This is a genomic window from Bacillus siamensis KCTC 13613, from assembly GCF_000262045.1.
Taxonomy (GTDB): domain Bacteria; phylum Bacillota; class Bacilli; order Bacillales; family Bacillaceae; genus Bacillus; species Bacillus siamensis.
Window position 1 is genome coordinate 288446 of sequence record NZ_AJVF01000041.1, and the last position, 23528, is coordinate 311973.

Below are 23528 nucleotides of genomic sequence, written 5' to 3' on the forward strand. Positions count from 1 at the left end.
GGGAGAGATTAAAATGGTAAAAGTATATTATAACGGTGATATCAAAGAGAACGTATTGGCAGGTAAAAAAGTAGCGATTATCGGTTACGGTTCACAGGGTCACGCACATGCGCTGAACTTAAAAGAAAGCGGAATTGATGTCATTGTCGGCGTCAGACAAGGCAAATCATTTACACAGGCCCAAGAAGACGGCCATCAAGTATTTTCTGTAAGAGAAGCGGCTGCCCAGGCTGACATCATTATGGTTCTTCTTCCGGATGAACAGCAGCAAAAAGTATATGAAGCTGAAATCAAAGATGAATTGACGGCGGGCAAATCATTGGTATTCGCACACGGATTTAACGTCCATTTCCATCAGATCGTGCCTCCTGCTGATGTAGATGTCTTCCTTGTCGCCCCTAAAGGACCGGGACACCTTGTCAGAAGAACATATGAACAAGGCGCAGGCGTACCGGCATTGTTTGCCATCTATCAGGATGTATCAGGCGAAGCGAAAGACACGGCTCTTGCTTACGCAAAAGGAATTGGCGGGGCGCGTGCCGGAGTTCTTGAAACAACATTTAAGGAAGAAACGGAAACGGATCTGTTCGGTGAGCAGGCTGTTCTCTGCGGAGGTTTAACAGCGCTTGTCAAAGCAGGTTTTGAAACGCTGACAGAAGCCGGATACCAGCCTGAACTCGCATACTTTGAGTGTCTGCACGAACTGAAATTGATCGTAGACTTAATGTATGAAGAAGGCTTGGCGGGCATGAGATACTCTATCTCCGATACGGCTCAATGGGGAGATTTTGTATCAGGACCGCGCGTAGTCGATGCGAAAGTAAAAGAATCGATGAAACAAGTATTAACGGATATTCAAAACGGTACATTCGCAAAAGAATGGATCGTGGAAAACCAAGTGAACCGTCCTCGCTTCAATGCGATCAATGCAAGTGAAAACGAGCATCAGATTGAAAAGGTCGGCAGACAGCTTCGTGAAATGATGCCGTTTGTCAAACAAGGCAAAAAGAAGGAAGCGGTGGTCTCCGTTGCGCAAAATTAACGTTTTCGACACGACCCTTCGTGACGGTGAACAATCTCCCGGGGTCAACCTTAATGCGCGGGAGAAACTGGCGATAGCCAAGCAGCTTGAAAGACTCGGGGTGGACATTATTGAAGCGGGATTTCCCGCTTCATCCCGAGGTGATTTTTTAGCCGTGCAGGAAATCGCAAGAACGATTAAAAATTGTTCGGTAACAGGGCTTGCCCGTTCTGTCAAAGGTGACATCGACGCAGCCTGGGAAGCGCTGAAAGACGGGGCCAGCCCGCGGATTCACATCTTTATCGCCACCTCAGACATTCATCTGAAGCATAAGCTGAAAATGACGCGGGAAGAGGTTAAGGAAAAAGCGGTTGAAATGGTGAAGTATGCAAAAGAACGCTTCCCGGTCGTTCAATGGTCAGCAGAAGACGCATGCCGCACCGAACTTCCGTTTTTGGCTGAAATCGTAGAAGAAGTGATTGATGCCGGCGCGAGCGTCATCAACCTGCCGGACACTGTAGGCTACCTGACGCCGGCGGAATACGGAAACATCTTTAAATATATGAAGGAACACGTTCCGAATATCAGCCGGGTAAAGCTCTCAGCTCATTGCCACGATGATCTCGGAATGGCGGTTGCCAACTCACTTTCGGCAATTGAGAACGGCGCTGATCAAATTGAATGCGCCATTAACGGCATAGGAGAAAGAGCCGGGAACGCCGCGCTTGAAGAAATCGCCGTTGCGCTTCATGTCAGAAATGACGCGTATCAAGCTGATTCATCTCTCACTCTTCATGAATTGAAGCGGACGAGTGATCTTGTCAGCAAACTGACGGGCATGGCCGTTCCCCGCAATAAAGCGATCGTCGGAGATAACGCTTTCGCCCATGAGTCGGGTATTCACCAAGACGGTTTCCTGAAAGAAAAATCAACATATGAAATTATTTCACCGGAACTTGTCGGTGTGACAGCGGATGCGCTCGTGCTCGGAAAGCATTCCGGACGCCATGCGTTCAAAGACCGCCTGAATACGCTTGGATTCCAGTTTGATAGCGATGAGATCAATAAATATTTTACGATGTTTAAAGAACTGACCGAAAAGAAAAAAGAAATCACCGATGATGACTTGATTTCTCTTATTTTAGAAGAAAAAGTGACGGACAAAAAAATCGGCTATGAATTTTTGTCTCTGCAAGTGCATTACGGGACGTCTCAGGTGCCCACTGCAACAGTCTCTTTGAAAAATCAGGAAAACGAACAGCTGATGCAAGAGGCGGCAACAGGGGCAGGCAGCGTAGAAGCCGTTTATAACACGCTCGGGCGCTGTATTGATAAAGATATTGAACTGATAGATTACCGCATTCAATCCAACCGAAAAGGCGAAGACGCGCTGGCTCAGGTTTACGTCAGAGTGACCGTGAACGGAAAAGAATCATCAGGACGGGGAATTGCGCAGGATGTTCTGGAAGCTTCTGCAAAAGCATATTTGAATGCTGTGAACCGGCAATTGGTGCTGGATTGCAATATAGACGGATTAAAGAGACAGACTGCGGTCGGCTCGTAATAGAAAGGAGAACGTTTGATTTGAAAAAACGCATTGCTTTGCTTCCCGGTGACGGGATCGGACCGGAAGTGGCGGAATCAGCGGCAGATGTATTGAAAAGCGTTGCCGAACAATTCGGACATGAATTTGAATTTGAAAACGGGCTGATCGGGGGCGCGGCTATTGACGCCCATCAAAATCCCCTTCCTGAGGAGACGGTGGCTCTTTGCGAGAGGTCTGACGCCATCCTGCTCGGTGCAGTCGGCGGACCGAAATGGGACCAAAATCCTCCGGAGCTCAGACCGGAAAAAGGCCTGCTCGGCATCAGAAAAAAACTCGGCCTGTTTGCCAATCTGCGTCCGGTGACCGTATTTGAAAGCCTGTCTGAGGCATCTCCGCTGAAAAAAGAATATATCAGCGGCGTTGACTTTGTAATCGTCAGGGAACTGACGGGCGGCCTCTACTTCGGAGAGCCGAGCAGACAGTATGTCAATGAAGCGGGAGAAAAAGAAGCGGTCGATACCCTCTTTTATAAGAAAGAAGAAATCGAACGCGTTGTCAGAGAAGCCTTTAAAATGGCAGCCGGCAGAAAAGGAAAAGTGACGTCAGTTGATAAGGCGAATGTGCTTTCCTCAAGCAGGCTGTGGCGTGAAACGGCAGATGAAATCGCAAAAGAATTTTCTGATGTGACGCTTGAACATATGCTTGTCGATAATGCTGCGATGCAGCTCATCTATGCTCCGAACCAGTTTGACGTCATCGTAACTGAAAACATGTTCGGCGATATATTAAGTGATGAAGCCTCCATGCTGACAGGTTCGCTCGGCATGCTGCCGTCAGCCAGTCTATCAAGTTCAGGTCTTCACTTGTTTGAACCGGTGCATGGATCTGCGCCTGACATCGCCGGTAAAGGGATGGCCAATCCGTTTGCGGCGATTTTATCAGCGGCGATGCTTTTGAGAACATCTTTCGGGCTTGAAAACGAAGCGCAGGCGGTAGAAAAGGCGGTTGCAAAGGTGCTTGCAGACGGCAGCCGTACACGTGATATCGCCCGGGACGGCCAATATGCCGGAACGCATGACATTACTGAAAAAGTAAAAGCCGCAATAGCCGGCGCAAATACAAAATCTATAGTGTGACGCTTTAAAGAAAGCGGTCTTAGTTCATAGGTAGAGGGAGGAAACAAAGATGATGCCTCGAACAATCATCGAAAAGATTTGGGATCGGCATGTTGTAAAAAGCGGTGAAGGAAAACCCGACCTTCTCTATATTGATCTGCACTTAATTCATGAGGTGACGTCTCCTCAGGCGTTTGAAGGATTAAGGCAGAAGGGAAGAAAAGTCAGACGGCCGCAGAATACATTCGCGACGATGGATCACAATATTCCGACCGTCAACCGTTTTGACATTAAAGATGAAGTCGCAAAGCGCCAAGTAACCGCGCTTGAAAGAAATTGCGAGGAGTTCGGCGTCCGTCTTGCGGATCTTCACAGCGCAGATCAGGGGATCGTTCACGTAGTCGGACCTGAGCTTGGTCTGACACTTCCGGGGAAAACGATCGTTTGCGGAGACAGTCATACATCGACTCACGGTGCATTCGGGGCGCTTGCTTTCGGTATCGGCACAAGTGAGGTGGAGCATGTTCTCTCCACACAGACACTCTGGCAGCAACGGCCGAAAACGCTAGAAATCCGCGTTGACGGAACGCTCCAAAAAGGAGTGACCGCGAAGGATGTCATCTTGTCGGTCATCGGAAAATACGGGGTGAAATTCGGTACCGGATATGTCATTGAATACACCGGGGATGTATTCAGAAACATGTCCATGGACGAACGCATGACGGTCTGCAATATGTCAATAGAAGCGGGAGCCCGTGCGGGACTGATCGCTCCTGATGAAACGACGATTGAATACTGTAAAAACCGTAAATACGCGCCAAAAGGCGAGGAATTTGAAAAAGCCGCCGCAGAATGGAAAGCATTAAAAACCGATCCGGGCGCCGTATACGATCATTCCATCGTGTTAGACGGCAGCGAGATTTCTCCAATGGTAACTTGGGGCATCAACCCAGGCATGGTTCTTCCGGTCGATGCCCAAATACCTGCGCCGGAAACCATTGATTCTGAAGACGATAAAAAAGAGGCCATCCGTGCCTACGAATACATGGGGATTGAACCGAATCAAAAAATTGAAGAGATTAAAGTCGACCATGTGTTTATCGGCTCATGTACAAATTCGCGGATGACCGACCTTCGCCAGGCTGCTGATATGATCAAAGGCCGAAAAGTCGCCGACAGCGTCAGAGCCATTGTGGTGCCGGGCTCTCAAAGCGTGAAACAGCAGGCGGAGGAAGAAGGGCTGCACCGTGTGTTTCTTGAAGCGGGCTTTGAATGGAGAGAATCAGGCTGCAGCATGTGCCTCAGTATGAACAATGATGTCGTGCCTGAAGGGGAACGATGCGCTTCCACATCCAACCGCAACTTCGAAGGCAGACAGGGAAAAGGCGCGAGAACACACCTTGTCAGTCCTGCTATGGCCGCAATGGCAGCCATTCACGGGCATTTCGTCGATGTAAGAAAGTTTTATCAAGAAAAAACAGTTGTGTAAGGAGTGTGCGAAAAGATGGAACCTTTAAAAACGCATACCGGAAAAGCGGCCGTCTTAAACCGGATCAACGTTGACACTGACCAGATTATTCCGAAACAGTTTCTGAAAAGAATTGAAAGAACCGGATACGGCAGATTCGCGTTTTTTGATTGGAGATACCTTGAGAACGGTGAGCCTGATCCTGAATTTGAATTAAACCGCAAAGTCTATGAGGGCGCGTCCATATTAATTGCCGGAGAGAATTTCGGCTGCGGATCATCCCGTGAGCATGCTCCTTGGGCGCTGGATGATTACGGATTCAAAATCATCATTGCTCCGTCATTTGCCGATATTTTTCATCAAAACTGTTTTAAAAACGGAATGCTTCCTATCCGTATGCCGTATGATCAATGGAAAAAACTCGCCGGTCAATATGAAAATCAGTCTCTTAATATGACGGTTGATTTGGAAAACCAGCTCATCCATGACAGTGAAGGAAGAGAAATTTCATTTGAAGTCGATCCGCACTGGAAGGAAATGCTGATTAACGGCTATGATGAAATTTCATTAACACTCCTGCTGGAGGACGACATTCAGCAGTTTGAATCGAAAAGAAGTTCTTGGCTTCAAGCCTGAAAAAAGCCGCCCGGGATTTATCCGGCGGCTTTTTTTGCCATGTGTGTCATCCTTTCTTGTGTTTCATGACGCGTGTTGATACACTTGAACAAAATAAGCGCCTGAAAGGAAATAGAGTATGACGCATGACAAGAAAAAAGCTGATATCATTCCTTTCCCCCGTCTGAAAGAACGCTTGGTTGATAAAGGGATGGCCGCCATGAAGGATAAACAGTATCAGGAGGCCCTCGAACTGTTTTCAGAGGCGGTAAGCCACGGTGATACCGAGTCCGACGTACATTTAGGCATGGCGATTTGTTTTCTGGAGCTCGGGGAATTGGAAGAAGCAAAACAAGTTTGCGAGAAAATGCTGAACGAAGGGTACGGCCATTATTTTACCGTGCTGCAGGTGTACATGACCATTTTGATTCAGCTGAAACAATATGAAGAAGTCAAAAGCACAATTGAAGCTGTGCTGGAAGAAAACCAGCTCCCCGCAGAAAGTGCGGAGCAATTCTACCGGCTGCTCGAATTCAGCCGCAAAATGACCGATCCCGATCAGCAGGACGAGGTGTGGGAGGAGGAATATGAAGACGTTCTTGATGCGGAAAAAGTGCTGAACAGCCCCGCTGAACAAATGAACCTGATCCATTCTCTCAAAGACCGCAATATTGCGAAACACACGGGTCTTTTAAAAACGATTCTGCAAGATCCGGGCGCACATCCGCTGATCAAGACGATGATTTTGACACTGATGGCGGAGCACGATTACAGCAAGCCGGTCCATATTACAAAATTCGGCGATTCAATGACCGCGATACCGAGTGAAACAATTCAGCCTGATGCGGCGCCGATTTTGCACCGCGTTCTCCGGGTGCTTGATGAAACGCTGGGCAATGAAAACCCTACATTATACGCCGCCGTTGAGGAACTGTGGAGAAGGCATCTGTACGTCCTGCACCCTTTTATGCCGAAGCTTTTGAACGCTGATTTATGGGCTGCAGCGCTTCATAAGGTCGGTTACGAGATGCACGGCATTGACATTGAGCCGGAGGAACTTCATATGATGTACGAGTTTGACAGCCGCGAACTCGAAGAAGCCTGCACGATGATTAAGGATATTGAAGAAATTTCTTATTTGTAAATCACGCCATATAGTTGAAAGCGATAGGCGTTATGTTATAATATAGTGGTTGTATTTATGTATAGCGGTTTAACTGAAATGAGAATTACGGTTGGACAGGCTGCCAGTTCATTACATAATGATTCTGATTCAAAGCGGTTTTTTCTTTGACAAAGCCGCGGATTGCTTTAGAATGGAAGACCGACACAACCTGAATAGATTTTTGGAGGGAAATACATGTCTGTAAAATGGGAAAAACAAGAAGGCAACGAAGGCGTATTAACGGTTGAAGTTGATGCGGAAACGTTCAAAACAGCTCTTGATGATGCATTTAAAAAAGTAGTAAAACAGGTTTCTATTCCTGGATTCCGCAAAGGGAAAGTTCCGCGCGGTTTATTCGAACAGCGTTTCGGCGTTGAAGCTCTTTACCAGGATGCTTTAGATATTTTACTTCCTGTAGAATACCCTAAAGCGGTTGAAGAAGCCGGCATTGAGCCTGTAGACCGTCCTGAAATCGATGTTGAAAAAATCGAAAAAGGCGAAAGCTTAATTTTCACTGCAAAAGTGACTGTAAAACCGGAAGTGAAACTTGGCGACTACAAAGGCTTAGGAATCGAAAAAGATGACACTGCCGTTACTGATGAAGACGTACAAAACGAACTTAAAGCGCTTCAGGAGCGTCAGGCTGAGCTTGTCGTAAAAGAAGAAGGCGCTGTTGAAAACGGCGATACAGTCGTTCTTGACTTCGAAGGTTTCGTTGACGGAGAAGCATTTGAAGGCGGAAAAGCTGAGAACTACTCACTTGAAGTAGGATCAGGTTCATTCATCCCGGGCTTCGAAGAGCAGCTGACTGGTCTTGAAGCAGGAGCTGAAAAGGATGTTGAAGTAACATTCCCTGAAGAGTACCACGCTGAAGATCTTGCAGGCAAACCAGCTGTCTTCAAAGTGAAAATTCATGAAATCAAAGCGAAAGAGCTTCCTGAGCTTAACGACGAATTCGCAAAAGACATTGACGAAGAAGTTGAAACGCTTGCTGAATTAACTGAGAAAACAAAAAAACGCCTTGAAGAAGCGAAAGAAAATGAAGCTGACGCTAAATTGCGTGAAGAGCTTGTGCTGAAAGCATCTGAAAACGCTGAAGCTGATGTTCCTCAAGCGATGATCGACACTGAGCTTGACCGCATGCTGAAAGAATTCGAACAGCGTCTGCAAATGCAAGGCATGAACCTTGAGCTTTACACTCAATTCTCAGGTCAAGATGAAAACGCGTTAAAAGAGCAAATGAAAGAAGATGCCGCAAAACGCGTAAAATCAAACCTGACTCTTGAAGCGATCGCTCAAGCTGAAAACCTTGAAGTGACTGACGAAGAAGTTGAAGCTGAGCTGACTAAAATGGCTGAAGCTTACAACATGCCGGTTGAAAACATCAAGCAGGCAATCGGTTCAACTGACGCGATGAAAGAAGATTTAAAAGTTCGAAAAGCAATTGATTTTCTTGTAGAAAACCGTTAATATGGTTCATAATAATAGACATAATGAAACAGGGCGCGATTATTTCGTGCCTTGTTTTGTACAATTATGATATAACTCTTTTTCTTGGGGCAAGATAGTCATTGCCGGGCTGTTTTTTGTCATACATATAGAATGTGCAAGCGCGAAACACATTGTTACCGTCTTACTGGAAAGTATGGTAAAATGCAATACATACTCGATCGTAGCAAGAACCGTTTTCTTTTGCCCTTCAGGTAAAAGAAAAAGTGAGACAAGATTAAGGGGTGAAAGAATGTTTAAATTCAACGAGGAAAAAGGACAATTAAAATGCTCGTTCTGCGGAAAAACGCAAGATCAGGTTCGTAAGCTGGTTGCAGGACCGGGTGTATATATATGCGACGAATGCATCGAGCTCTGTACAGAAATCGTAGAGGAAGAGCTTGGTACAGAAGAAGAAGTCGAATTTAAAGACGTTCCGAAGCCGCAGGAAATCCGTGAGATTCTGAATGAATATGTCATCGGACAGGATCAGGCGAAGAAATCACTTGCGGTTGCGGTATACAACCATTACAAACGCATCAACTCCAACAGTAAAGTGGATGATGTCGAGCTTTCTAAAAGTAATATTTCATTAATCGGGCCGACTGGAAGCGGGAAAACACTTCTCGCCCAGACGCTTGCGCGTATTCTGAACGTTCCGTTTGCGATCGCGGACGCTACATCTCTGACTGAAGCCGGATATGTCGGTGAGGACGTAGAAAACATCCTCCTCAAGCTGATTCAGGCTGCAGACTATGATGTGGAAAAAGCAGAAAAAGGCATTATTTACATCGATGAAATCGATAAAGTAGCGCGAAAATCTGAAAACCCGTCCATTACACGCGACGTATCAGGCGAAGGCGTTCAGCAGGCGCTGCTGAAAATTCTTGAAGGAACGGTTGCAAGCGTGCCGCCTCAAGGAGGACGCAAACATCCTCATCAGGAATTCATTCAGATCGATACGACGAACATTCTGTTCATTTGCGGCGGTGCATTTGACGGCATTGAACAAATCATCAAACGCCGTCTCGGGCAAAAAGTCATCGGTTTCGGCTCAGATAATAAAGCGGCAGACCTGGAAAAAGAAGAACTGCTTTCTAAAGTTCTTCCGGAAGACTTGCTTCGTTTCGGTCTGATTCCTGAATTCATCGGCCGTCTTCCTGTCATTGCAAGCCTTGAGCAGCTTGACGAAACGGCACTGGTTGAAATTCTGACTAAACCTAAAAACGCACTAGTCAAACAATACAAGAAAATGTTAGAACTTGATGATGTCGAGCTTGAATTTGAAGGCGAGGCATTATCTGAAATTGCGAAAAAAGCGATCGAGCGTAAAACAGGCGCACGCGGCCTGCGTTCTATCATTGAAGGCATCATGCTTGACGTTATGTTTGATCTGCCGTCCCGTGATGATATTGAAAAATGTGTCATTACCGGATCGACAGTCGCAGACGGTGAAGCGCCTCGTCTTGTATTAAAAGACGGCACAGTTGTCGGCCAAGATAAAACATCAGCATAACATGACAAAACCTCCTGACTCGAATTGATCAGGAGGTTTTTTTTCTTGTCCTGACCCTTCTGAAAATGTTTATTCCGGGCTTCGCTGGGAGATACTAGCGGACAGAGGAATGAATTGGATACATAAATCGTTTTCAGGAGGGACCAGCATGAGTTGGACAGGGATCGCATTATTTGTACAGCTGTTTTTCGGGATAGTCATCGGATTATATTTTTGGAATCTGCTCAAAAACCAGCGTACACAAAAAGTGACGATAGATAAAGAATCAAAAAAAGAAATGGAACAGCTTCGCAAAATGCGCGCCATCAGTTTATCAGAACCTTTATCAGAAAAGGTGCGGCCGAAAAGCTTTCAGGATATTGTCGGCCAGGAGGATGGGATTAAAGCGTTAAAAGCTGCGCTTTGCGGTCCGAATCCGCAGCACGTGATTATTTACGGGCCTCCCGGAGTCGGCAAAACGGCTGCGGCGCGTCTGGTATTGGAAGAAGCGAAAAAGCATAAACAGTCACCATTTCAAAATCAGGCCGTTTTTGTTGAGCTTGATGCGACGACCGCGCGATTTGATGAACGGGGGATTGCCGATCCGCTTATCGGTTCGGTGCACGATCCGATTTATCAGGGAGCGGGAGCGATGGGTCAGGCGGGCATTCCGCAGCCGAAGCAGGGGGCTGTGACTCATGCGCACGGCGGCGTCCTATTTATTGATGAAATCGGTGAGCTTCACCCGATTCAGATGAATAAAATGCTGAAGGTGCTTGAAGATCGGAAAGTCTTTTTAGACAGTGCGTATTACAGTGAGGAAAATACGCAAATCCCGAATCATATTCATGATATTTTTCAAAATGGGCTTCCCGCGGATTTCCGCTTGATCGGAGCGACGACGAGAATGCCGACTGAAATTCCCCCCGCCATCCGTTCGCGCTGCCTTGAAGTGTTTTTCCGTGAGCTGGAAAAGGATGAGCTTAAAACCGTAGCGAAAAAAGCGGCCGACAAAATTCAGAAAGAGATTTCTGATGAGGCTCTCGATGTACTGACCGCATATACGAGAAACGGCCGTGAAGCCGTCAATATGATCCAGATTGCTGCCGGCATGGCGGTAACCGAAGACAGAAAAGAAATTACGACAGAAGATATAGAATGGGTTGTTCATTCCAGTCAGCTCACACCTAAAAATGAGCAGAAAATCGCCGATGAACCGCAAGTCGGCATCGTGAACGGACTTGCCGTATACGGGCCGAACAGCGGCGCATTGCTGGAAATCGAAGTGAATGTCACGCCTGCACAGGACAAAGGAAGCCTGAATATTACGGGGATTGCAGAGGAAGAGAGCATCGGCAGCCAATCGAAGTCGATCCGCCGCAAAAGCATGGCGAAGGGATCGGTGGAAAACGTTCTGACGGTTCTTCGCACAATGGGCATCAAACCTTCGGACTATGACATTCATGTCAATTTTCCGGGCGGAGGTCCGATTGACGGACCGTCAGCTGGTATCGCGATGGCCGCGGGGATTTTTTCCGCGATTCACCGCATCCCTATCGACCATACGGTGGCGATGACGGGAGAGATCAGCCTGACGGGCCTTGTCAAACCGATCGGCGGCGTCATTCCGAAAATTAAAGCCGCGAAACAGGCCGGAGCTAAAACCGTTATTATTCCTTACGAAAATCAGCAGTCCATTCTGAAACGAATAGACGGAATCACCATTAAAGCGGTAAAAACGTTCCAGGAAGTACTTGACGTCATATTGGTTGATCCGCCTTCAGAACAAAAACCGTTTGATATCCAAATGAATAAAGAATCCGTATAAACCCCATTTTTATAATGGGGTTTTTTTATGGAGGACATCTTTTCCTTTTTCAGAACAGAAAGAAAGGGTATACTACGAAGAGACTGTTTTATATACTGGGCAGGCGGTAAGCCGGTTAAAGCCCGATCCCGGAATTGTACAACGATGAAAAAGTTGTATTATAATGGTTCATACTAAAGTCACGGAGGTGTCAGTCATATGGCAGAAGATACAAAACGCAGCATCCCGCTCCTCCCTTTAAGAGGTTTATTGGTATACCCGACGATGGTTTTACATTTAGATGTAGGCCGGGACAAGTCGGTTCAGGCTCTTGAACAGGCAATGATGCATGATCATATGATTTTTTTAGCCACTCAGCAGGATATTTCGATAGACGAACCGGGTGAAGACGACATTTTCACCGTCGGCACTTATACAAAAATCAAACAGATGCTGAAGCTGCCCAACGGTACGATCAGAGTGCTTGTAGAAGGTATTCAGCGGGCGCAGATCCTTGAATACACCGAACTAGAAGATTATACTTCGGTCGATATACAGCTGATGCATGAGGACGATTCGAAAGACGTCGAAGATGAGGCGCTTATGCGGACGCTGCTGGACCATTTTGACCAGTACATAAAAATTTCTAAAAAAATCTCCGCAGAAACGTATGCGGCTGTAACTGATATTGAAGAGCCCGGCAGAATGGCGGACATCGTCGCTTCTCATCTCCCGCTGAAATTAAAGGACAAGCAGGACATTTTAGAAACGGCGGATATTAAAGAACGTCTGAATAAGGTCATCCGTTCGATTAATAATGAAAAAGAAGTGCTGGAGATTGAGAAAAAAATCGGTCAGCGCGTCAAACGTTCGATGGAGCGCACCCAAAAAGAATACTACTTGCGTGAACAGATGAAAGCCATTCAAAAGGAACTTGGCGACAAAGAAGGTAAAACCGGTGAAGTTCAGTCGCTCACGGAAAAGATAGAAGAAGCGGGCATGCCTGAGCGTGTCAAAGAAACGGCGCTTAAGGAATTGAGCCGTTACGAAAAAGTGCCGTCAAGCTCAGCGGAAAGCTCTGTTATCCGCAACTATATTGACTGGCTCATCGCTCTGCCGTGGTCGGACGAAACAGAAGATAAACTGGATATTAAAAAAGCCGGGGAAATCTTAGACAAAGAGCATCACGGTTTAGAGAAAGTGAAAGAACGGATTCTGGAGTACCTGGCCGTGAAACAGCTGACGAAAACGCTGAAAGGGCCGATTCTTTGTCTGGCCGGACCGCCGGGAGTCGGAAAAACATCTCTTGCAAAATCAATCAGTACGAGCATGGGACGCCGGTTTGTGAGAATTTCACTGGGCGGAGTGCGCGATGAATCTGAAATCCGCGGCCATCGGCGTACATACGTCGGAGCGATGCCGGGCCGGATTATCCAGGGAATGAAAAAAGCCGGCAAACAAAATCCGGTCTTTCTCCTCGATGAGATTGATAAAATGTCATCTGATTTCAGAGGCGATCCGTCTTCGGCGATGCTTGAGGTGCTGGATCCGGAACAAAACAGCACATTCAGCGACCACTATATTGAAGAAACGTTCGATTTATCGAAAGTGCTTTTTATCGCGACTGCGAATAACCTTGGTTCCATACCGGGCCCTCTCAGAGACAGAATGGAGATTATCAGCCTGTCGGGTTATACTGAGAACGAAAAGCTGGAGATCGTAAAGGACCACCTGCTTCCGAAACAGATTAAAGAGCACGGGCTCACAAAGAGCAGCCTGCAGATTCGGGATCAGGCCATTACTGACATCATCCGCTACTATACGAGGGAAGCCGGCGTGAGAACGCTTGAACGCCAGATTGCGGCCATTTGCCGAAAGGCTGCAAAGGCCATTGTTTCTGAAGAGAGAAAACGCATTACCGTTACAGAGAAAAATCTGGCCGACTATCTCGGAAAACGGATATTCAGATACGGACAGGCGGAAACCGAGGATCAAGTCGGAGTTGTCACGGGTCTGGCGTACACGACGGTCGGCGGAGATACGCTTTCAATCGAAGTGTCACTGTCACCGGGAAAAGGAAAGCTGATTCTGACCGGGAAGCTCGGAGATGTCATGAGGGAATCCGCGCAGGCCGCTTTCAGTTATGTCCGCTCGAAAACGGAGCAGCTCGGAATCGACCCGAAATTCCATGAGAAGTATGACATTCATATCCATGTCCCTGAAGGAGCGGTGCCGAAAGACGGCCCTTCTGCGGGAATTACGATGGCTACTGCGCTCGTATCGGCATTAACGGACCGTGCGGTAAAACGCGAAGTCGGTATGACCGGGGAAATCACGCTGCGGGGCCGCGTGCTTCCGATCGGCGGACTGAAAGAAAAGGCGCTCGGCGCGCACAGAGCGGGCCTGACCACGATTATTGCGCCTAAAGATAACGAAAAAGATATAGAGGATATTCCTGAAAGCGTCAGAGAAGGGCTGAAATTTATATTTGTGTCTCATCTCGATGACGTTTTGGAACATGCCTTAGTAGGAGAGAAGAAATGAAAGTCACAAAGTCAGAAATCGTGATCAGCGCGGTCAAACCTGAGCAGTACCCTGTTGGGGGGCTTCCGGAAATCGCGCTGGCGGGAAGATCAAATGTAGGAAAGTCATCTTTTATCAATTCATTAATCAATCGGAAAAACCTGGCCAGAACGTCATCAAAACCGGGGAAAACACAGACCTTAAACTTTTACATCATCAATGATGAATTGCATTTTGTCGACGTTCCCGGGTACGGGTTTGCGAAAGTTTCCAAAAGCGAGCGGGAAGCATGGGGGAGAATGATTGAAACTTATATGACGACCCGTGAAGAGCTGAAAGCCTGCGTGCAGATTGTCGACCTCAGACACGCGCCGTCTGCTGAAGACGTGAACATGTATGAATTCCTGAAGTATTACGGCATTCCCGTCATCGTCATTGCGACAAAAGCGGATAAAATTCCAAAAGGAAAATGGGACAAGCACTTAAAGGTTGTCAAGCAGACGCTTGATATGGACCCTGAAGATGAGCTGATTTTATTTTCCTCTGAAACAAAAAAAGGCAAAGATGAGGCGTGGGGAGCCATTAAAAAAATGATCAGCCGGTAATGAAAAACCCAAAACGCAGTGCGTTTTGGGTTTTATCGTATAGTTTTGTTCCGCTTGATAAACAATAATAAAAGGCTGATTCCGATGAAAACATACGGCCAGTATGTTTTGAAATATTCGGTCGGAATGTGGACGGATTCCAGCCACGCCGTAATTTGTTTAAAGAAGTATAAAAAGAGGGAAAAACCAATCATGGCAGCCGCTTCGTATACATATTCTTTTCTGGCAGCCGCAAATAAGGAGAACCCGAATACAAAGAGCAGCATTTCAAAATCTCCCGGCCACCATGAGAGCTCAGGTTTGGCGAAAAAATGCAAACCTATACCGAACAAAAGCATGCCGATTAGGACGTGAGATCCCGCAGTTTCCTTTTTGCCCTGATACAAGAGTACGGCGCCCAAAAGCATAAGGAGCACTGGCCATTCTCCCTGATTTGCAAACAGGTGAACCTGTCCGCTCTGAAGCCAAGCGAATAATGAAGCGGCAAGCAGAAGTCCCGGTAATAAAATTGATGTTTTTTTCATCCTGTCACCTACCCGCAGTAAAGGATTTTTAGTATGATGATTACAGAGGAAACGAAGCTTTTTATACTATAGCATAACATGTTTGAAATCTGTTCACATTTTCACGAAGAAACTATGTTATAATCATTATAAATAATAAATTCTATGTTAGAATGATTATAAATAAAATGCGATGTACGGGGGTGCATGAAAGGCTATGCATATTCTTGTTGTGGGAGTAGATTATAAATCCGCCCCTATTGAAATACGCGAAAAAATAAGTTTTCAGCCGGATGAGCTTGCAGAAGCGATGCTCCGTTTAAAAGAAGAAAAAAGCGTTCTTGAAAACATTATCGTGTCAACCTGCAACCGCACTGAAATTTATGCGGTGGTCGACCAGCTTCATACCGGCCGTTATTATATAAAGACATTTTTATCCGAATGGTTTTCTCTGCCGAAAGAAGAGCTGTCTCCGTTTCTGAAATTTTATGAGAGCGACGCGGCGATTGAGCATTTATTCCGAGTGGCGTGCGGTTTGGATTCCATGGTCATCGGAGAAACGCAAATCCTCGGCCAGGTCCGTTCGAGCTTTAAAACAGCGCAGACAGAAAAGACAATCGGCACCATTTTCAATGAGCTGTTTAAACAGGCGGTGACCGTCGGTAAACGCACGCATGCTGAAACCGATATCGGCGCCAATGCCGTATCCGTCAGTTACGCAGCCGTTGAACTCGCGAAAAAAATCTTCGGCTCTCTGTCAAATAAGCACATTTTGATTATCGGTGCGGGAAAAATGGGCGAGCTTGCCGCAGAAAACCTGCACGGCCAGGGCATAGGGAAAGTAACGGTCATCAACAGAACGTTTTTAAAGGCAAAAGAACTTGCTGACCGTTTTTCCGGAGAAGCGCGCAGCTTAAACCAGCTTGAACATGCACTTGCTGAAGCTGATATTTTAATCAGCTCGACAGGCGCAAGTGATTTTGTCGTGTCTAAAGATATGATGGAGAGAGCGGGCAGACAGCGGAAGGGCCGCCCGTTATTTATGGTGGATATCGCTGTTCCGAGAGACCTTGACCCTGCGCTGAACGATCTTGAAGGTGTTTTTCTGTACGATATTGACGACCTTGAAGGAATCGTTGAAGCCAACTTACAAGAACGCCGTGAAACTGCTGAAAAAGTCGAGCTGTTCATTGAAGCGGCAATTGTTGAGTTTAAGCAGTGGCTTAATACGCTCGGCGTTGTGCCGGTCATTTCGGCGCTTCGTGAAAAGGCGCTGTCTATCCAGTCCGATACGATGCAGAGCATTGAGCGCAAGCTGCCTCATCTGACGGTAAGAGAGAAAAAGCTTCTCAGCAAACATACGAAGAGCATCATTAACCAAATGCTGCGCGATCCGATTCTGAAAGCGAAAGAGCTTGCGGCTGAAGCGGATTCTGAGGAAAAGCTGAAGCTGTTTATGCAGATTTTCGATATTGAGGATGAAGCCGGCCGTCAGCTGGACAAAAGCCTGGATAACCGCCAGACGGTTCATTCGCTTCAAAAGGCAGAAACAAAAACGGGCTTGCGTCCGCTTGTAAGTGAGTGAGCGCTGTATGATTGATACAGCAATGGCAAGGCTTAATGAAGCGACAATTGTGATTTACGCAATAAGCGTCCTTTTTTACTTTATAGATTTTCTTCAACACAACCGGAAGGCTGGGAAAATGGCCTTCTGGTTGCTTTCTATTGTCTGGACTCTGCAAACCGTCTATCTTTCTTACTTTATGTGGAAGACGGGCAGATTTCCGGTCTTAAATATTACAGAGGCCCTTTACTTTTATGCGTGGGTGCTTGTCACGCTCTCACTTGTTGTCACGCAGATCCTGCGGGTTGATTTTATCGTGTTTTTCACGAATGTCATCGGTTTCTCGATGATTGCGATCCATACATTTTCACCGACGGATCAGCATTCGGCCGCCTTTTCCGGCCAGCTGGTCTCAGAGCTTTTGGTCATTCATATTACAATGGCGATTCTCTCATACGGCGCGTTTTCCCTTTCTTTTGTCTTTTCGCTTCTTTATCAGTTTCAATATTCTTTATTAAAGAAGAAAAAATGGGGAAAATGGCTGTTGAGAATTGAAGATTTGTCAAAACTTGATTATATGGCTTACGTTTTAAATGTCATCGGGGTTCCGATGCTGCTGTTAAGCCTGATATTAGGCGTGATCTGGGCGTATGTGTCTCTGGAAACGCTGTACTGGTTTGATTCAAAAGTGCTCGGCTCGTTTATTGTGCTGCTTTTATACAGCTACTATTTATATATCAGAATGATTAAGGAACTGCAGGGAAAAGTGGCGGCGTTATGGAATTCAGCATGTTTTCTCGTGCTGATGATTAATTACTTCCTGCTCGGAAGCCTGTCGCAATTCCATTGGTTCAGTTAACGTCACGCGCCCAAACAGATTCGGGAGGAAAGAAAATGAGAACGATTAAGGTAGGTTCCAGACGGAGCAAGCTGGCTATGACCCAGACAAAATGGGTGATTAACAAACTGAAGGAATTGAATCCTTCCTATAACTTTGAAATCCGGGAGATTGTCACAAAAGGCGACCGCATCCTCGATGTCACACTGTCAAAAGTGGGCGGCAAAGGTTTGTTTGTCAAAGAGATTGAACAGGCGCTGCTGCATCTGGAGATTGATATGGCGGTCCACAGCATGAAAGACATGCCCGCTGTTTTGCCTGATGGTCTTGTCATCGGCTGCATACCAAAACGTGAGGATCCGCGTGATGCGCTGATTTCGAAGGGGCATCAAAAGCTGGAGGACATAAAAGAAGGCGGCATTATCGGCACCAGCAGTTTAAGAAGAAGCGCCCAGATTCTTGCTGAGCGTCCTGATCTTACTATTAAGTGGATCAGAGGAAACATAGATACGAGACTTCAAAAGCTTGAGACGGAGGATTACGATGCGATTATTTTAGCTGCTGCGGGTCTTTCAAGAATGGGCTGGAAAGATGATGTCGTATCTGAATTCCTCGAACCGGACCGCTGTCTGCCTGCGGTCGGCCAAGGCGCTCTTGCCATTGAATGCAGAGAGTCGGATGAGGAGCTTTTGAAGCTGTTTGCGCAATTCACCGATGAGTATACGCAGCGCACGGTGGCAGCCGAACGGGCTTTCTTACACGCGATGGAAGGCGGCTGCCAGGTGCCGATTGCCGGGTATGCGTCCGTCAATGACAGGGATGAAGTTGAGCTGGTCGGTCTGGTTGCATCTCCGGACGGAAAGACGATTTATAAAGAAACAGCGGCGGGACATGATCCGGAAGAAATCGGGAAACGCTGTGCGGCGCAGATGTCTGAAAAAGGAGCGAAAGACTTAATCGACAGCGTGAAACAGGAGCTCGATCAGGATGGCAAATGACCTTCCTTTACAAGGAAAGACCGTGCTTGTCACCCGGAACAAAAGACAGGCCGCTCCGTTTCGAAAAAAAGTGGAGGCGCTCGGCGGAACGGCTGTTTCCGCTTCGCTGATCGCTTTTCAGGAAGCGCTCCCGGATGAATGCGCGGACAGTCTCCGGGAAGACCTTTCTGAGCCGGGATGGCTTGTGTTTACAAGCGTAAACGGCGTCCGGTTCTTTTTTTCCTACCTTGATCGGCACGGTCTTGCGCTTTCCGGACGGAAAAAAATCGCAGCCGTCGGTGAAAAGACTGCGCGAGCCTTGAAAGAGCGGGGAGCCGGGACGGATGCGATGCCTGACGAGTATGTGGCCGAATGTCTGGCTGATACATTAAAACGGCACGCATCAGCTGCCGAACCCATTTCAGTGATAAAGGGCAATTTATCACGTGATGTCATAAAAGCGGGGCTTGAGCCGCTTGGCTATCAAATAAGGGAATGGGTATTGTACAATACCATTCAGGATGAACAAGGCATGGACGAGCTGAGACAGGCTGCATCCCGCTCTCATTTTGATTTTATTACATTTACCAGTTCATCGGCGGTGCATACGTTTATGCATGCGGTCGGAAACGGAGAAAAAGCGTGGAAAAACAGCGGCGCGAGCTATATCAGCATCGGCCCTTTGACAGAGAAAGCGCTATTGGAATACGGGATCTCATCCCATGTGCCTGACACTTATACGATTGAAGGCATGCTGGACGTCATGTGCAGCATGTCGGGAAAGGATAGATAATGATGAATCAAACATTTAACAGACACCGCCGTTTGCGCGCGAACGCTGCGATGAGAGATTTAGTAAGAGAAACACGTCTTCACCCTTCAGATTTTATTTACCCTCTATTTGTCGTTGAAGGGCTTGAAGGAAAAAAAGAAGTTTCTTCCATGCCGGGGGTTTACCATGTATCCCTTGATTTATTGAAGGATGAGATGGCTGAGCTGATATCACTCGGCATTAAATCGGTCATCGTTTTCGGCGTGCCTGAAGAAAAAGATGCCTGCGGAACACAGGCTTTTCACGATCACGGCATTGTGCAAAAAGGGATTGCTGAAATTAAAAAGCATTATCCTGAAATGATCGTCATCGCTGATACATGCCTCTGCGAATACACGGACCACGGCCATTGCGGTGTCGTCAAAGACGGAGAAATCCTCAATGACGAGTCGCTTGAACTGCTGGCTCAGACAGCCGTCAGCCAAGCCAAAGCAGGCGCTGACATCATCGCTCCTTCAAATATGATGGACGGTTTCGTCACAGTGATCAGAGAAGCGCTTGACAAAGAAGGGTTCACAAATATTCCGATCATGTCTTATGCAGTGAAATATTCAAGTGAATTTTACGGCCCGTTCCGCGATGCGGCTGACAGCACGCCGCAGTTCGGCGACCGAAAAACTTATCAGATGGATCCGGCCAACCGCCTGGAAGCGCTTCGTGAGGCAGAATCAGACGCCGCAGAAGGCGCTGACTTTTTAATCGTCAAACCGTCTATGTCATACTTAGATATTATGCGTGATGTGAAAAACCGCCATCACCTGCCGCTGGTCGCTTATAATGTGAGCGGGGAGTATTCCATGGTGAAAGCTGCAGCCCAGAACGGCTGGATTAAAGAAAAAGAAATGGTGCTTGAAATTTTAACGAGCATGAAACGTGCAGGCGCTGATCTGATTATGACGTATCATGCAAAAGACGCAGCAAAATGGCTTGCTGAGTAACGATTTCATTTGACGGGAGCTGAGGCAGATGAGAAGCTATGAAAAATCAAAAGCCGCTTTTAAAGAAGCGCAGAAACTGATGCCGGGCGGAGTGAACAGTCCGGTGCGCGCGTTTAAATCAGTTGATATGGATCCGATTTTTATGCAGCGCGGCAAAGGATCGAAAATTTTTGATATTGACGGCAATGAATATATTGACTATGTGCTGAGCTGGGGACCGCTCATTTTGGGCCACACCAATGACCGCGTCGTTGAAAGCCTGAAAAAAGTAGCAGAAAACGGGACAAGTTTCGGGGCATCCACTGAAGTGGAAAACGAACTGGCCAAATTGGTCATTGACCGTGTGCCGTCTGTTGAAATCGTGCGGATGGTCAGCTCCGGCACAGAGGCGACAATGAGCGCCCTTCGTCTGGCAAGAGGATATACCGGCCGCAACAAAATTTTAAAATTCGAAGGCTGTTACCACGGCCACGGTGATTCACTGCTGATCAAAGCGGGATCGGGAGTGGCGACACTCGGTCTTCCGGACAGCCCGGGTGTACCTGAAGGGATTGCGATGAATACGATTACCGTTCCGTACAACGACTTGGAAAGCGTTGCACTCGCATTCCGGGAGTACGGTGAAGATATCGCCGGAGTCATTGTTGAGCCGGTAGCCGGCAATATGGGCGTTGTTCCGCCGCAGGAAGGGTTTTTACAAGGGCTTCGTGACATTACGGAACAATATGGCGCGCTGCTCATTTTTGATGAGGTTATGACCGGTTTTCGCGTGGACTATAACTGTGCGCAAGGATATTTCGGCGTGACGCCTGATTTAACTTGTCTCGGCAAAGTCATCGGCGGCGGTCTTCCTGTCGGTGCGTATGGCGGCAAAGCCGAAATCATGGAAAGAATCGCTCCGAGCGGTCCGATCTACCAGGCGGGAACCTTGTCAGGGAATCCGCTTGCCATGACAGCGGGACTTGAGACGTTACAGCAGCTCACACCTGAATCTTATCAAGAATTTGTGAAAAAAGGCGATATGCTTGAAGAAGGCATTTCAAAAGCCGCTGAAGCACATGGGATTCCGCACACGTTTAACCGTGCGGGTTCAATGATCGGATTCTTTTTCACAAACGAGCCTGTCATTAACTATGAAACAGCCAAATCATCTGATTTAAAGCTGTTCGCCAAATATTATAAAGGGATGGCTGACGCAGGCGTATTTCTGCCGCCGTCTCAATTTGAAGGATTGTTTCTCTCCACTGCGCATACAATGGAGGATATCGAAAAAACCATTCAAGCTGCTGAGAAAGTGTTCCAGGCGATCAGCCGCTGATACCGAAAAGCCGATGCAAGAAAGTCTTGTATCGGCTTTTTTCAATGCCTCCTTTATCATATTTATCCATATTGCGGCATACACCTTTAGTGACATCTAATTGTAAGGATTAGATGAAAGGAGGATATGAACTTGCCGCATAATCACCGGTTGCAATTTTCTGTTGAAGAATCAATCTGTTTCCAAAAAGGACAGGAAGTTTCTGAATTACTTTCGATTTCATTAGACCCTGATATCAGGGTGCAGGAAGTAAATGATTATGTCTCAATTAAAGGATCATTAGAACTTACTGGCGAGTACAACATAGATCACAGCAGTCAATTCGAAGAGCTTGGAAGAGAGCTGAGACATGTAGAGGAAGTGAGGGCGAGGGAGGATGGCACAGCTGAGCTCCTTCATTGCTTCCCGGTGGATATCACGATTCCGAAAAATAAAGTGAGCCACCTCAATGACGTCTTCGTTTTTATTGATGCCTTTGATTATCAGTTAACGGATTCAAGGATTTTAACCATTCAGGCTGATTTGGCAATTGAAGGGCTGCTTGAGGAATCCGAGCCAAAAGAGCCGGAGATCCCTCTGTATGTGGCGCCTGAATTTGCCAGAGAAGAAATGATCAATCTGGCTGACCATCGCTCTGAGGAAGAAAACGAACCTGAATTAGTGATACGCCATAGGCATGAAGAACCTCTGCCTGAAGCTGAAGAACCCCTGGCTCTATCAGAAGAAGCGGCACAAGAAGTCGGGGAGAATGAGGAAGAGACTCCGCCTATACTCAGGCAGGAGGAAGAAGAGGAGGCTGAGGAAACTGAAGAACCTGCCCCTGGTCTGAGGCTGGAAGAGGCGCCGGAACCTGTCTCATATACTGAGCCTCCCCCTCCCGCTGCCATCCTGGAGGAAGAAGAGCCGGAAGAGGCTGAGGAGCTTGAGGAGCCTGCAATCATGGCGGCTGAGAGGAATGAACCTGTATCTGAGGATGATTCAGCGGAAATGCTTGAAGAAACAGCAGATGATGTTGAACCGTTTTCCCCTGCTTTTACTCTGACCCCGCATGCCGATAAAGCAGAGATTGAGGAACTGCCCGTCCTTCAAAAAGAAGAGCAGCCTGAGGCTGAACCGCTTCTCCGTCAGAGTGATCAAGAGGAGGCGGAAGAAGCCGAAGATGAGACTGCGGTTTTTGAAGAAGAGCAGGCGCCTGCTTATCGCGAGTTCGTTCCGGAACCGCGGGAAGAGGAATTTTACAGCGCACCTAAGTTTCTTGAGGAAGAAGCTCAGGCTGATGAAGGATTTGAAGTTGAGGTGAGGAAGATGGCGCAGCCGGAGGAGGAAACCGGGGAGCCTCTTGATTTGTCCTTTCAGTTTTCCAAACTGCCTCCTGAGGAACCGGCGGCATCTGAGCCGTCTGAGCCGCTTAAAGCAAGAGAGAATCAAGAAGCGGCATCGAAAACGGAGCAGAGGGAAAATGACAACTCTCATTATTTGACGAAATTATTTACCAGAGAAGAAGAAAAGTTTTCAAGAATGAAAATCTGCATCGTACAGCAGCAAGATACAATCGACCGGGTGTGTGAACGATATGACATCACATCCCAGCAGCTCATCAGAACGAATGCTTTATCGTTTGATGACGAACTGGAAGAAGGTCAGCTTCTGTATATACCTGAATATAATAACAGCCATGCGTAAGCACAAAGAGGCCGTAAAAATGTGGTG

The 23528-nt window shown here is 47.1% G+C and carries 19 protein-coding genes; 18 read left to right on the forward strand and 1 reads right to left on the reverse strand.

What is annotated here, in order from left to right; genetic code table 11:
* Positions 1 to 13 precede the first annotated feature (13 nt).
* The 11 genes from ilvC to yihA all read left to right on the forward strand — a co-directional run bounded on the left by ilvC (position 14) and on the right by yihA (position 14848).
* Entirely contained in the window at positions 14 to 1042 is a 1029-nt protein-coding gene (gene ilvC, locus Y79_RS0116985; RefSeq protein WP_007408142.1) for a ketol-acid reductoisomerase, read from the forward strand.
* Complete coding sequence (locus Y79_RS0116990; protein ID WP_016938754.1) at positions 1029 to 2585, forward strand: 2-isopropylmalate synthase; 1557 nt, start codon at positions 1029 to 1031, stop codon at positions 2583 to 2585. Before ilvC ends, Y79_RS0116990 begins: the two co-directional genes overlap by 14 nt.
* Before the next feature lie 20 nt (positions 2586 to 2605).
* Complete coding sequence (gene leuB / locus Y79_RS0116995; RefSeq protein WP_016938755.1) at positions 2606 to 3703, forward strand: 3-isopropylmalate dehydrogenase; 1098 nt, start codon at positions 2606 to 2608, stop codon at positions 3701 to 3703.
* 49 nt (positions 3704 to 3752) lie between these two features.
* Entirely contained in the window at positions 3753 to 5171 is a 1419-nt protein-coding gene (leuC, locus tag Y79_RS0117000; RefSeq protein ID WP_016938756.1) for a 3-isopropylmalate dehydratase large subunit, read from the forward strand.
* A gap of 15 nt (positions 5172 to 5186) precedes the next feature.
* Complete coding sequence (leuD, locus tag Y79_RS0117005) at positions 5187 to 5786, forward strand: 3-isopropylmalate dehydratase small subunit (RefSeq protein ID WP_016938757.1); 600 nt, start codon at positions 5187 to 5189, stop codon at positions 5784 to 5786.
* Between the two features lie 118 nt (positions 5787 to 5904).
* A complete protein-coding gene (gene ddcA / locus Y79_RS0117015; protein WP_016938759.1) occupies positions 5905 to 6909 on the forward strand; it encodes a DNA damage checkpoint antagonist DdcA in 1005 nt (334 codons plus the stop codon).
* Between the two features lie 216 nt (positions 6910 to 7125).
* Positions 7126 to 8400, forward strand: coding sequence for a trigger factor (gene tig / locus Y79_RS0117020; RefSeq protein WP_016938760.1), 1275 nt, complete (start codon positions 7126 to 7128; stop codon positions 8398 to 8400).
* Between the two features lie 271 nt (positions 8401 to 8671).
* The gene (gene clpX / locus Y79_RS0117025; protein ID WP_016938761.1) at positions 8672 to 9934 is read left to right on the forward strand and encodes an ATP-dependent protease ATP-binding subunit ClpX; all 1263 of its coding nucleotides are present in this window, start codon (positions 8672 to 8674) and stop codon (positions 9932 to 9934) included.
* A gap of 148 nt (positions 9935 to 10082) precedes the next feature.
* Positions 10083 to 11741 carry an ATP-dependent protease LonB gene (gene lonB, locus Y79_RS0117030; protein WP_016938762.1) on the forward strand — a complete coding sequence of 553 codons (1659 nt, stop codon included), beginning with the start codon at positions 10083 to 10085 and terminating at the stop codon, positions 11739 to 11741.
* 198 nt (positions 11742 to 11939) lie between these two features.
* The gene (gene lon / locus Y79_RS0117035) at positions 11940 to 14264 is read left to right on the forward strand and encodes an endopeptidase La (protein ID WP_016938763.1); all 2325 of its coding nucleotides are present in this window, start codon (positions 11940 to 11942) and stop codon (positions 14262 to 14264) included.
* On the forward strand, positions 14261 to 14848 hold the full coding sequence (gene yihA / locus Y79_RS0117040) for a ribosome biogenesis GTP-binding protein YihA/YsxC (RefSeq protein ID WP_016938764.1): 588 nt from the start codon (positions 14261 to 14263) through the stop codon (positions 14846 to 14848). Before lon ends, yihA begins: the two co-directional genes overlap by 4 nt.
* Positions 14849 to 14880: 32 nt before the next feature.
* Here the strand turns inward: yihA and Y79_RS0117045 are convergent, their stop codons facing one another.
* On the reverse strand, positions 14881 to 15372 hold the full coding sequence (locus Y79_RS0117045) for a hypothetical protein (protein ID WP_016938765.1): 492 nt from the start codon (positions 15370 to 15372) through the stop codon (positions 14881 to 14883).
* 196 nt (positions 15373 to 15568) lie between these two features.
* Between Y79_RS0117045 and hemA the strand changes: the two genes are divergently transcribed.
* From hemA to Y79_RS0117085, 7 genes are all read left to right on the forward strand, one after another.
* Entirely contained in the window at positions 15569 to 16936 is a 1368-nt protein-coding gene (gene hemA, locus Y79_RS0117050; protein ID WP_016938766.1) for a glutamyl-tRNA reductase, read from the forward strand.
* A gap of 7 nt (positions 16937 to 16943) precedes the next feature.
* Entirely contained in the window at positions 16944 to 17774 is an 831-nt protein-coding gene (locus tag Y79_RS0117055; RefSeq protein WP_016938767.1) for a cytochrome c biogenesis protein, read from the forward strand.
* 35 nt (positions 17775 to 17809) lie between these two features.
* Complete coding sequence (hemC, locus tag Y79_RS0117060; RefSeq protein WP_016938768.1) at positions 17810 to 18751, forward strand: hydroxymethylbilane synthase; 942 nt, start codon at positions 17810 to 17812, stop codon at positions 18749 to 18751.
* A complete protein-coding gene (locus tag Y79_RS0117065; RefSeq protein ID WP_016938769.1) occupies positions 18741 to 19523 on the forward strand; it encodes a uroporphyrinogen-III synthase in 783 nt (260 codons plus the stop codon). The genes hemC and Y79_RS0117065 overlap by 11 nt, the downstream gene beginning before the upstream one ends.
* A 2-nt stretch (positions 19524 to 19525) precedes the next feature.
* Positions 19526 to 20500 carry a porphobilinogen synthase gene (gene hemB, locus Y79_RS0117070; RefSeq protein WP_029575360.1) on the forward strand — a complete coding sequence of 325 codons (975 nt, stop codon included), beginning with the start codon at positions 19526 to 19528 and terminating at the stop codon, positions 20498 to 20500.
* 28 nt (positions 20501 to 20528) lie between these two features.
* Complete coding sequence (hemL, locus tag Y79_RS0117075; protein ID WP_016938771.1) at positions 20529 to 21818, forward strand: glutamate-1-semialdehyde 2,1-aminomutase; 1290 nt, start codon at positions 20529 to 20531, stop codon at positions 21816 to 21818.
* A 132-nt stretch (positions 21819 to 21950) separates the two neighbouring features.
* On the forward strand, positions 21951 to 23501 hold the full coding sequence (locus tag Y79_RS0117085) for a LysM peptidoglycan-binding domain-containing protein (protein ID WP_016938772.1): 1551 nt from the start codon (positions 21951 to 21953) through the stop codon (positions 23499 to 23501).
* The last annotated feature ends 27 nt before the right edge of the window (positions 23502 to 23528 follow it).

What these genes read in the sequence shown, in the direction of transcription:
- ilvC (WP_007408142.1), top strand. Translation starts at nt 14, where the DNA reads ATGGTAAAAGTATATTATAACGGTGATATCAAAGAGAACGTATTGGCA.
- leuC (WP_016938756.1), top strand. Translation starts at nt 3,753, where the DNA reads ATGATGCCTCGAACAATCATCGAAAAGATTTGGGATCGGCATGTTGTA.
- leuD (WP_016938757.1), top strand. Translation starts at nt 5,187, where the DNA reads ATGGAACCTTTAAAAACGCATACCGGAAAAGCGGCCGTCTTAAACCGG.
- ddcA (WP_016938759.1), top strand. Translation starts at nt 5,905, where the DNA reads ATGACGCATGACAAGAAAAAAGCTGATATCATTCCTTTCCCCCGTCTG.
- tig (WP_016938760.1), top strand. Translation starts at nt 7,126, where the DNA reads ATGTCTGTAAAATGGGAAAAACAAGAAGGCAACGAAGGCGTATTAACG.
- clpX (WP_016938761.1), top strand. Translation starts at nt 8,672, where the DNA reads ATGTTTAAATTCAACGAGGAAAAAGGACAATTAAAATGCTCGTTCTGC.
- lonB (WP_016938762.1), top strand. Translation starts at nt 10,083, where the DNA reads ATGAGTTGGACAGGGATCGCATTATTTGTACAGCTGTTTTTCGGGATA.
- lon (WP_016938763.1), top strand. Translation starts at nt 11,940, where the DNA reads ATGGCAGAAGATACAAAACGCAGCATCCCGCTCCTCCCTTTAAGAGGT.
- yihA (WP_016938764.1), top strand. Translation starts at nt 14,261, where the DNA reads ATGAAAGTCACAAAGTCAGAAATCGTGATCAGCGCGGTCAAACCTGAG.
- Y79_RS0117045 (WP_016938765.1), bottom strand. Translation starts at nt 15,372, where the DNA reads ATGAAAAAAACATCAATTTTATTACCGGGACTTCTGCTTGCCGCTTCA.
- hemA (WP_016938766.1), top strand. Translation starts at nt 15,569, where the DNA reads ATGCATATTCTTGTTGTGGGAGTAGATTATAAATCCGCCCCTATTGAA.
- Y79_RS0117055 (WP_016938767.1), top strand. Translation starts at nt 16,944, where the DNA reads ATGATTGATACAGCAATGGCAAGGCTTAATGAAGCGACAATTGTGATT.
- hemC (WP_016938768.1), top strand. Translation starts at nt 17,810, where the DNA reads ATGAGAACGATTAAGGTAGGTTCCAGACGGAGCAAGCTGGCTATGACC.
- Y79_RS0117065 (WP_016938769.1), top strand. Translation starts at nt 18,741, where the DNA reads ATGGCAAATGACCTTCCTTTACAAGGAAAGACCGTGCTTGTCACCCGG.
- hemB (WP_029575360.1), top strand. Translation starts at nt 19,526, where the DNA reads ATGAATCAAACATTTAACAGACACCGCCGTTTGCGCGCGAACGCTGCG.
- hemL (WP_016938771.1), top strand. Translation starts at nt 20,529, where the DNA reads ATGAGAAGCTATGAAAAATCAAAAGCCGCTTTTAAAGAAGCGCAGAAA.